The 10,628-nt window shown below is 46.0% G+C and carries 9 protein-coding genes; 4 read left to right on the forward strand and 5 right to left on the reverse strand.

Annotated features, from left to right (window positions below; translation table 11 throughout):
• Nucleotides 1-34: 34 nt before the first annotated feature.
• The 4 genes from QUA04_RS19415 to QUA04_RS19430 form a co-directional block, all read right to left on the reverse strand.
• Entirely contained in the window at nucleotides 35-2,941 is a 2,907-nt protein-coding gene (locus tag QUA04_RS19415) for a HEAT repeat domain-containing protein (protein WP_333259407.1), read from the reverse strand.
• Nucleotides 2,942-3,197: 256 nt separating this feature from the next.
• Nucleotides 3,198-4,133, reverse strand: coding sequence for a fused MFS/spermidine synthase (locus QUA04_RS19420; RefSeq protein ID WP_333259409.1), 936 nt, complete (start codon nucleotides 4,131-4,133; stop codon nucleotides 3,198-3,200).
• 186 nt (nucleotides 4,134-4,319) lie between these two features.
• Nucleotides 4,320-4,919, reverse strand: a complete 600-nt coding sequence (locus QUA04_RS19425) for an adenylate/guanylate cyclase domain-containing protein (RefSeq protein ID WP_333259412.1) — start codon at nucleotides 4,917-4,919, stop codon at nucleotides 4,320-4,322.
• Nucleotides 4,920-4,925: 6 nt separating this feature from the next.
• Nucleotides 4,926-5,657 (reverse strand): response regulator, encoded by a 732-nt coding sequence (locus QUA04_RS19430; protein WP_333259415.1) that lies wholly within the window; start codon nucleotides 5,655-5,657, stop codon nucleotides 4,926-4,928.
• A 324-nt stretch (nucleotides 5,658-5,981) separates the two neighbouring features.
• Between QUA04_RS19430 and QUA04_RS19435 the strand changes: the two genes are divergently transcribed.
• From QUA04_RS19435 to QUA04_RS19450, 4 genes are all read left to right on the forward strand, one after another.
• Nucleotides 5,982-6,341 carry a hypothetical protein gene (locus QUA04_RS19435; protein ID WP_333259417.1) on the forward strand — a complete coding sequence of 120 codons (360 nt, stop codon included), beginning with the start codon at nucleotides 5,982-5,984 and terminating at the stop codon, nucleotides 6,339-6,341.
• 457 nt (nucleotides 6,342-6,798) lie between these two features.
• Nucleotides 6,799-7,245, forward strand: a complete 447-nt coding sequence (locus QUA04_RS19440) for a SufE family protein (RefSeq protein WP_333259420.1) — start codon at nucleotides 6,799-6,801, stop codon at nucleotides 7,243-7,245.
• 14 nt (nucleotides 7,246-7,259) lie between these two features.
• Nucleotides 7,260-8,165, forward strand: a complete 906-nt coding sequence (locus QUA04_RS19445) for an alpha/beta hydrolase (RefSeq protein WP_333259422.1) — start codon at nucleotides 7,260-7,262, stop codon at nucleotides 8,163-8,165.
• Nucleotides 8,166-8,224: 59 nt separating this feature from the next.
• Nucleotides 8,225-9,181, forward strand: a complete 957-nt coding sequence (locus tag QUA04_RS19450; RefSeq protein WP_333259424.1) for a DUF6282 family protein — start codon at nucleotides 8,225-8,227, stop codon at nucleotides 9,179-9,181.
• 93 nt (nucleotides 9,182-9,274) lie between these two features.
• Here QUA04_RS19450 and QUA04_RS19455 read toward each other — a convergent pair.
• The coding region (locus tag QUA04_RS19455) for a right-handed parallel beta-helix repeat-containing protein (RefSeq protein ID WP_333259427.1) at nucleotides 9,275-10,628 on the reverse strand (1,354 nt) is incomplete at its 5' end.

Genomic DNA, 10,628 nt, shown 5'->3' on the forward strand with positions numbered 1-10,628 from the left:
AAATTGGGACGTATTCTCCGCTTATAAAGCCAGTTTAGGCTTTGTTTGGGCTTAAAATTTGTTTAAGTCCCGCTAAGGCATCTGCCGCGCTACTACGCACAGAAGAGTCTGAATCTTCAACGAGTTTAAGTAATCCCGGAATCGCCTTTTCGTCACCGATTTTGCCTAAGGCATCTACCGCGATACTACGCACATAAGGCTGTGAATCTTCAACGAGTTTAAGTAATCCCGAAATCGCCCGATCGTCACCGATTTTTCCTAAGGCATCTGCCGCGCTACTACGCACAGAAGAGTCTGAATCTTCAACGAGTTTAAGTAATCCCGGAATCGCCTTTTCGTCACCGATTTTGCCTAAGGCATCTGCCGCGATCTTACGCACATCAGAGTCTGAATCTTCCACGAGTTTAAGTAATCCCGGAATCGCCTGAGCGTCACCGATTTTGCCTAAGGCATCTACCGCGATACTACGCACATAAGGCTGTGAATCTTCAACGAGTTTAAGTAATCCCGGAATCGCCTGAGCGTCACCGATTTTGCCTAAGGTGTGTGCCGCGATCTTACGCACATCAGAGTCTGAATGTTTCATGAGTTTAATTAATCCCGGAATCGACTTCTCGTAACCGATATTGCCTAAGGCACCTGCCGCGCTCCAACGCAGATAAAAGTCTGCATCTTCAACGAGTTTAAGTAATCCCGAAATCGCCCGATCGTCACCGATATTGCTTAAGGCATATGCCGCACTCCTACGCAGATCATAGCCTGAATGTTCCATGAGTTTAAGTAATCCCGGAATCGCCTGAGCGTCACCGATATTGCCTAAGGCATCTGCCGCGCTCCAACACACATCAGAGTCTGAATGTTCCATGAGTTTAAGTAATCCCGGAATCGCCTGAGCGTCACCGATATTGCCTAAGGCACCTGCCGCCCTCCAACGCACAGAAGAGTCTGAATCTTCAACGAGTTTAAGTAATCCCCAAATGGCCTGAGCGTCACCGATTTGGCCTAAGGCACTTGCCGCGTTATTACGCACATCAGAGTCTGAATGTTCAACGAGTTTAAGTAATCCCGGAATCGCCTTTTCGTCACCGATTTCACCTAAGGCATATGCCGCGCTATTACGCACATAAGAGTCTGAATCTTCCACGAGTTTAAGTAATCCCGGAATCGCCTGAGCGTCACCGATTTTGCGTAAGGCATCTGCCGCGCTACTACGCACATAAGGGTGTGAATCTTCAACGAGTTTAAGTAATCCCGGAATCGCCTGAGCGTCACCGATATTGCCTAAGACATCTGCCGCCCCCCAACGCACATAAAAGTCTGAATCTTCAACGAGTTTAAGTAATCCTGGAATCGCCTTCTCGTCACCGATTTTGCCTAAGGCATCTGCCGCGCTCCTACGCACAGAAGAGTGTGAATCTTCCACGAGTTTAAGTAATACCGGAATCGCCTGAGCGTCACCGATTTTGCCTAAGGCATCTGCCGCGCTCCTACGCACACAATGGTGTGAATGTTCAACGAATTTAAGTAATCTCGCAATCGCCTCATCCGATCGCACTTCCCTCAAAAGCTCAGCCTTCAACAACAACGACACATCCAACCCATCCACCAACCCAACCGTGCGCTGCTGAAACTCCCGCTGCACCTCCCCCGCCAGCCGCGCCCCCAACCTCAAGTCCACCTCCAATGCCAGCCGCACCACCCGCACCGCCTGCACCTCATCCCGCAACAACGACAGCATGAACGCCAGAGGCTCCGTCCATTTAAAATAATTCAAATAGAAATGCTGCAACCGTCGATCATCGCTCGCATCAATATGCCTTTCAAGCAACAGTTTCAGCAACGCCCGCCCCGCATAATACTCCTGAAATAATTGGTGATGAAACTCAATTTCCTCCGGCTTTGCCGCCACCTGCAACAGATGGTGCTTCAGCAAATCCTCTAGCCACTTCTTCGCCTTGATTGGCGCATCCACCACCCCCCGATCGTGCAACCAGCACTCCAAAATCCCCTCAGCCCGAGCGCGATCAATCGCCACCCAACCATCCGTGGGGGGCTGCGAGTCACCCTGCAACATCACAAAAGCCAACTGCTGCAAAATCTCCGACTTGAAGCGCCGAAAACCATCCGAAACCCACGCGCCGCGCTTAAACTCCTCATACTGGCGATCGAACTCCTGAAACAACTCGCCCTTACTCTGGGGAATTTTCCCGCTATTTTTAAACACCTTACACATCATTTCCAGTAGTAACGGCGTTTCGGCAATCTCTCGCAGGCGATTTCCCAACTGTCGCAGCAGCAAATCCCCATGTTGTGGCAAATGCTTGTGCACAAACTCCCGCATCTGCGGTTCCGTCAGCGCGCACATCTCCAGCTTTTTCTCAATGCCCAAAGATCGGCCCAGCGCCAAATCCCGTGTCGTGAAAATCATCGGCGTATCGGGATTGTCGTCGTGGAATAGCTGCAAATCCTGCCGCCTTTGTTGCGATGGCATCTCATTCACGCCATCCAGCAACAGCAGCAACCTGCCATCCAGCAGAAAATCATCCACCTCTTTCTGGCTAACTCTCAGCTTTGCCTGCCGAAATTCTGCACAGATTGCTTCTACGATCGAGCGATCGCTCCTCAACTGCACCAACACCGGAATCTGTCGATCGCGATCCTTGAGTGCTTCTCGTGCCCATTCCCACCGAAAACGCAGCAATACCGTTGATTTTCCCGAACCGGGCTTGCCCACTAGCAGCACATTTCCCTGCTGCACGTACTTGCGGAGTCCCGCCAGCACTTCCAGCCGATCGATTTTCGTTTCTGGTTTATTTTGTGCGGATCGAGGTTGCGATCGATCCTCCACCTGTAAATCCGTCAGCGTGTAGAGATGCTGTTGTTTTTTATAAGACTCAACCAGGGATTGCAGATATTTAGGAAAATCAACTCGTGTCGCCATTTGTTATAGATTTTAGAATATGGATTTATTATAGATTTTTTCTCGATCGGCGATCGATGCTGAAAATTCGGGACAAAATCACATCATATTAAATCCGGCTTTAGTACCCCCTTTTCTCTTAGTCCCCCTCTGCTCGCACTTCGTATGTGTAGACGCGATTTCCAATCTCCGGGCTATCTCAACATCGTGAAAACCACATCAGCAACAGGCTTTCCGGCCTGTTCCACAAAGAGTAAAGCCGGACTTATTATAGATATCAGAATAACCAGCAATCAAAATAACCAGCGGGCGGCGAATCGTCATGAAAAATTTGAGCTTTCTCTAAAGTAGGTACAGCCTCCGCCAATTCTCTACCTACTTTTACCTCAAGCGCCCTGTCTGTCAATGGAAAGTAAAATTGATAGCTATCTTGCAAATATTTGGCCCTAGCAACAATCTCATCTTTCTCCAAAATCTGGCTGTTGCTACCAATCAAAATGCTATTACTTTCCTGGCAAACACACAGGCACACTTGAGAAAACACACTTTGAAAAGTTGTGATTTTTTCGGCATAAAACTGATCTCTGTGCAGCAGATTTGCTACCACAACTCCCTCGCTTGACAAGTGTTTTTCGCAGATTTGATAAAATTCTTTGGTGGATAGGCGGTGCGGAAAGTAGCCGTTGCCAAAAGCTACGTCGATCATGATGATATCGTACTGAGTATCTGATTTTTGCTGCTCTAAATACTCTCGGCCATCTTGAATTGTTACAGTTAGCCGATCGTCCAATTTTACCCCAAAACACTGTGTAGCTGCTTCGATCGCGATCGGATCGACCTCCGCACATTCTATAACAGTGTCCGGCAAATAGTGGTGCAAAACTAAGGGAACTCTGCCGCCGCCAAATCCAGCTATGTAGATTCTTTGAGGTTGGCTTTGCCACACTAAACCCAACATCATTGCCTGAGTATATTCAGACACTAGATGTAAAGGATTGTTGAAATCGAAAACAGATTGCAGTAAATCTGTGTGCTGATTTACTTTTTCTACTAAAGATAGCTTAATGTGCGATCGATCTTTTGTGACGGCAACATAGTGAACACCCGACTCTTTGCAAAAAATAACTTTATCTGGCTGTTGTTGCAGCCAAGCCAGCCGCTGTCGAATAGCAGATAAATTGATAGATTGCCAAGTTTTGTGTTCCTCAATCATCTGATTTTAAATTTTATTTAAATTCGATATTCTCTAGGAATATAGCCTCATCAACCCGGTTGGTACGCAAATAGCGGAGTAGCCGAAACTCTGCGAATAAACCGGGTTCCTAGTGAAGGCTGGCCCAAGTCATGTTCTCATTTTCCAGCAGGGCAAAAAACGAGAAGACAACAGAAATTCAGCCGATTACAGCCGCTTGTACGCCACCAATTCCAAACCTGAAACCGAAAGTTCCACTTTTTCCCAGTCTTCCTTCTCACCTTCCAACTTTTCAAAGGCTGCTGAGGTGAGCAAAATCTCTCCCCGTTCCGCCAAATCCTCTCCCAGTTTGGATGCCAGATTAAATTCCGATCCGTACATATCTTCTCCTTCCAGCATCAAAACATCGCCACAGCCAATACCAATGCAGAGGTAAATATCCATATCCGGCGGTAGTGTCGTGTTGACAGCCGCCGTTTGTTTCAAAGAGTCTTTCGCAGCTTCCACCGCCGATTTTACATCGGGAAAAACTGCAAAAATATTGTCTGCTTCCTCCTTAACTACAGTGCCCCTGCATTCTGAAATTATCGGTTTGACAATTCCGTGCATCCGGTGAATCATTGCCAAAAAATGAATAATTCCGTAGCGGACTGTCGTGCGCGAAAATCCTGACATATCCATTACTAAAATTGCGTAATTTTGGCGAAAAGTCTCATTTATTTTCGCATCAATTTCAGCTATTCTTTCGGGATGTTCGTTTCTTTCTTGCAGCAACTTTTCCAAGTAAGCGCGGTTATTTGTTTTCATTTTATTTTAATTAAATTCCCAATCGCGACACTGTTCTTGAGGACGGCCATCTGGATGCACCGCACAATTTATCCCGTCCTTGCCGTAATAATAATCGCAAACTGTGCAAGGTTTAGTTTGCTCTAATTTTTTCATCAAAATTGCCCGGATTGTCTGGACTCGGTTTCGATACTTGTTTGCATTCGAGTGACTCGGTTCAATTGCCAAAGCTTGCTCGAAAGCTGCTAAGCTGGAATCGTACAATTTAATAATTTGGGCGCTGTATTTTGTCCAAGCATCGGCACAACTTTGATACAGTTCGACTGTACTTAAGTTTAAGATACCGTATTCTGTCCAAGCGTCAGCCGAAGCTCGATCGAAGTTAATATTGGCATTGATCAAAACTTTTCTGATCGTTGCCACAAGTTCCCTCGGCTGCCAAGGTTTGCTAACATAAGCCTCGGCGCGAGCGCCCTGGAACCTGGAAAATAAAGCTAACTGCTGCCCCTTGCCTGTTAAAAATACCACTGGTATATTCCGAGTTTCGGGATTAGCTTTAATTAAACCGCAAACACCGTAGCCGTTCAGGCGGGGCATTACGATATCTAATAATACTAAATCCGGGCAATTTTTATCAATTTTATCCAGCGCTTCCACACCATCTGATGCCTGAATTACATTCAATCCGCTGCATCTCAACTGATGTGAAATGCACTCTCGCTGGCTGCGGGAATCTTCCACCACTAAAACTGTACTCATCACTCCCCACCTGGTTTTTGAGGTAAACTTGTTCGCTGCTTCGAGTTGCCCTTGCTGAAATCAGTTTACCCGCATTGGATGAACTTGTTATCACTGGCGAGCTAAATATACTCAAATTGCAACAATTCTTAAAATGGGAGGAAAGGTGATACTTATCAGAAAATGCTGGTTGCCAATAGGCGGATAATTGTTGAAGGTTTGGGCGGCAAATATTCGGCTTTTAAGCCTTAATAACGGCAAATCGTACTGAGATCAGACGAAAACCTTGTTGAATTTCAACAGATAATCGGCTACTGTATACGTTGAAGTTCTTAAGGACGACAAATGAATAGATTGCTCCTCACTTTACTTGTAAGCCCGACGCTGTTTGGCTCTCTGATGTCTTTGAGCGCGATCGCAACTCCCGCTCAAATTGGCGAAACACCAGGCCAATCCGCTGATTCGCCCCGCTGCGTGCGATCGCCCCACACTCAGCGCCTGACTTGCGTGCGCCTCCCCGCTACAACCGCTGCTTCCAATTCTAAACAGACGATCGCTTGGCAGTCGCCGGATGGCCAGCCGGTGGCGATGCTGGATTTTTCGGAAGAAGAAAGCGATGCCGCCGTGGCGATGTTTGGCTGCGACTGCCCAGTTTGTATCAATTCCCTGCGCCAGTTGCGCGGTGTGCCGCTTTTACCCGTGTAAGGGCGATCGCGCCATAGTGTTCGAGCTAACGTTTGAATTTTGCTCAAATCGCGATCGTTGCGAAATTTGATAATTGCGGGACGATCGCACTTGTCATCTACAATAACCTGTTCAGATCGGCGATCGGGCAGTTCAGAGTGATCGACCTTTTGATCTCGACAAATTTCAATAATTTCTCACTGATAAAATGCCCTTCGATGTCTTTCTGGCAAAAGGCATACTATAGAATTATATCACAGCTCAACAGTTGTTTTTTTTGATATTTCATCAGTCTATAATTGGGTCGTTTGTAATGGCGAAGGTTATTCGCAGCTACACGCACGAGACTGCCAAAAGTTGTAGTTTTGGGTTTGTAACAGTAGATGAATGCAGATCGACGCTGATGTTGCAAATCGATCGCACCCCCCACCAAAATTAAATGTATAATATTAACGAAGTAAACCGCTACGAGTGAATCATGTCCGCAAACACCGCGCTACCCGCAGCCCTAGCTAAAATCGTTCAGCGCTTTCAGCGACATTCCGATCCGAAACAGCGCTACGAACAACTGCTGTGGTATGCCAAGAGACTCCCAGCATTTCCCGAAAGCGACAAACTGCCGGAAAACAAAGTTTCTGGCTGCGTGTCGCAAGTTTATATTACTGCAAATTTAGCAGACGGAAAAGTTTTGTATCAAGGCGATTCAGACGCTCAGTTAGTCAAAGGATTAGTTGGCTTGCTGGTGGAAGGTTTGAGCGGATTAACGCCTGCTGAAATTGTCACTATTACTCCAGATTTTATTCAAGACACGGGATTGAATGTGAGTCTGACCCCTTCCCGCGCTAACGGCTTTTACAACATATTTCAAATGATGAAAAATAAGGCAGTTGCTTGTGAATTGAGCAAGCAAGCCGAAGCAAATTAAAAGAATAAACAGCCATGACTCAAACTACAAATTTAACAAAATCAGGTTCTGGCAACTATCCCGGCACAGTTCAACAATATCTCTGGAAGTGGAAAGAAACGCAAATCAAAGTTATTTACGAAACCAGAGGACAGGGAAATCCTGTATTGCTGCTGCCGGCTTTCAGTACGGTTTCGACGCGAGAAGAAATGCGTCCTTTAGCAGAATTGTTAGCTCCTAAATTTCAAGTGGTGAGCTTAGATTGGCCGGGTTTTGGCGAATCCGATCGCCCGCGAACCGACTATCAACCGCACTTATACCATCAGTTTCTTAAGGATTTTGTTGAGGCAATTTTTAATAGTCCGGTTGCTGTAGTTGCAGCAGGTCACGCTGCGGGTTATGTGATGCAATTAGCGCAATCACAGCCCAATGTTTGGTCAAAGATTGTGTTAGCTGCGCCGACTTGGCGCGGGCCTTTGCCGACGATGAGCAAACAGCAAAGTGGGTGGCACGGAATTGTGAGAGAAGTAGTACGATCGCCCTTACTAGGACAATTCCTTTACAAACTGAACACTGCGCCGTCTTTCCTGAGTTTGATGTATCGGCGTCACGTCTATGTGGATGCTGCCAAAGTCACACCCGATTTCATTCAAAATAAGTGGAAAATTACGCAAAAACCCGGTGCTCGCTACGGTCCCGCCGCCTTTGTGACTGGTGGTTTAGATCCGGCAAAAGTGCGATCGGAATTTACAGATAATTTTCAACAATTAGCAGTGCCAGTGATGGTTGTAATTGCTGAAAATGCGCCGCCCAAATCAAAGGCTGAAATGGAAGCATTAACGGAATTACCGGGTGTTGAATCGCGAGTTATTCCCGGTTCTTTGGGTATGCACGAAGAGAATGCAGAAGCTTTAGCAAATGCGGTTAAATCTTTTATTTGAGAGGATTAAGAGGAAATGAACCGCAGAGAACGCAGAGGGAAGAAGGGAAGAGGGGATGAATGCAAGCTGTTTTTTTAACGTTAGTTTGGATGGTTTGCTCTTGGTTTTGTCTGCCAGCTTATGCTGTCGGAGATCCGCCGATGGTCAATTTGCCCAAGAGTACGATCGAAGGTGCGATCGACTTTCACATTCATTCTTCTCCTGATGTGATTCCTCGCAGGTTGGATGATTTTGAAGTAGCGAAATTAGCTGCTAGGGCGAAGATGAAAGCTGTGGTATTGAAAAATCATTATGCCAGCACAGCAGCGCGGGCAGTTTTGGTTAATAAAATAGTACCAGAAATCGAAGTTTTCGGGGGAGTTGTTCTCAATCATTCGGTAGGTGGCATTAATCCCGAAGCGGTTGAGGCAATGCACCGCATCGGTGGCAAATACGGTAAAGTAGTGTGGCTACCAACGGTTGATGCTGAGCATCACTTGCAGGTTTTTCACAAATCGGGAATAGGGATTAAAATTGCGGACAATGGCAAGGTTTTACCGGAAACAGCAGCGGTGTTGAAGATTGTAGCAAAAGAGAATTTGGTATTGGAAACTGGTCATATTTCATCAGAAGAAGTGATGGCGGTTGTCGGTGCAGCCAACCTGCTCAACATTAAAAACATCCTGATTACCCACGCAATGGCGGATGTACCCGGTTTATCCCTAGAAAATATGCAAACAGCCGCCGCAGCCGGAGCTTTCTTAGAACTCGCATTTGTAAACGATTTGATGGGAGAAAATGCCGCTGATGACGGACACAAAAACTGGCATCAAGTTTCTATTAGTAAGATGGCAGCAGCGATTAAACTAATAGGAGCAGAGCATTTTGTTATGAGTACGGATTTAGGAAGGAAACCCGATCCTTTGCCGGCGGAAGGTTACAAATTATTTGTGGATAAATTGATATGTGAAGGCATTTCTCCGCATGAGATTGATTTGATGATGAAACACAATCCAGCTCGATTGTTAGGCATTTAGAATTGGTAATTGGGTATTGGCCATCGGGGATTGGGAATCGCTAATTGGGAATTCTCTTCGCTCTTTTCTCTTCCTTCTTCCTTCTTCCTTCTTCTATTCTTGATTGCCTTTGCCGTTCCAGTATCCGTTATCTGCAATGCGCCAAGCACCCCCAGCATTGCCCGTTAAATCGCTATCTTCCACGGTAGCAATGCCATCTCTGTAAACGGCGATCGCCTCACCTTCATTACCATTAATCCGACACCGACGCACGATTAATTTTCCTCCCAATCCGACACCTATTCCTAAGCTGCCGTTGTCAAAAATACTGCAATCTTCTACCGTTGCTTTCCCATTATCCGATATAAAAATTCCGTTCCATACCCCATCATGAATTTGACTGCGGCGGAGGATAGAATTTGCATCAGGGCCGCAAATTCCCACCACAGAATAGTCCGCAGAAGTGATATCGCTGTCTTCTATGATTAACTCGCCTTTGCGAATATCTACAGCGTAATATTTCCCAGTGGCGCTCAGCGTTAAACCCCGCACTAAAGCAGTATCAGTTGCCATTTTAATGCAGTTTGAGTTGATACTTTCAATCACAATGCGATCAACCTCTCCGCTGCCGATAATTTCTACCGATTTGTCGAGAATGAGACTTTCGCGATAAACGCCTGGATGCACGTCAATGCGCGTGCCCGGTGCTGCATTTTTCAGCGCTTCGCTAATAGTAGTATAATCGCCTTGACCCTGCTGAGAAACAACAAATTCTTGACTCTTCCCAACTTTGGTATCTGAAGTAGATGCTTCAATTTGTTCTGATTCCGGCTCAAAATGCTCAGATTGTCGATCGCCCGCTTCGGAAAGTTGCGATGTTAGCAGCAAGCGTTCTTGATAAACTGTCTCTAGTTGGTGTTCTAACTCGGATACTTGAGATTGAAGTTGAGCTTGATTCTGGTTTGCTGTCTCGATTTGACTTTGAGTTTCCGAGAGTTGAGAATAAAGATGCGATCGTTCTCTGTTAGCCGTTTCTAGCTGAGATGCCAATTCAGAGCGAGTTTGATGCACACTTTCTAAGTGACTTTCTAAGTCGGATACTTGAGATTGAAGTTGAGTTTGATTCTGATTGGCTGTCTCGATTTGACTTTGCAATTGGGAGAGTTGAGAAGAAAGGTGCGATCGTTCGGTGTTAGCAGTTTCTAGCTGAACTTCTAATTCCGAGCGAGTTTGACGCAGGATATTTAGCTGATTTTCTAACTCGGATACTTGAGATTGAAGTTGATTTTGATTTTGATTTGCCGTCTCGATTTGACTTTGCAATACCGAAATTTGAGAAGTGAGGTGAGATTCCAATTCAGAGCGACTTTGACGCACACTTTCTAACTGATTTTCTAAGTCGGATACTTGAGATTGAAGTTGAGTTTGATTCTGATTGGCTGTCTCGATTTGACTTTGCAATTGGGAG

It is taken from the genome of Microcoleus sp. S13_C5 (genome assembly GCF_036700845.1).
Taxonomy (GTDB): Bacteria; Cyanobacteriota; Cyanobacteriia; order Cyanobacteriales; family Microcoleaceae; genus Microcoleus.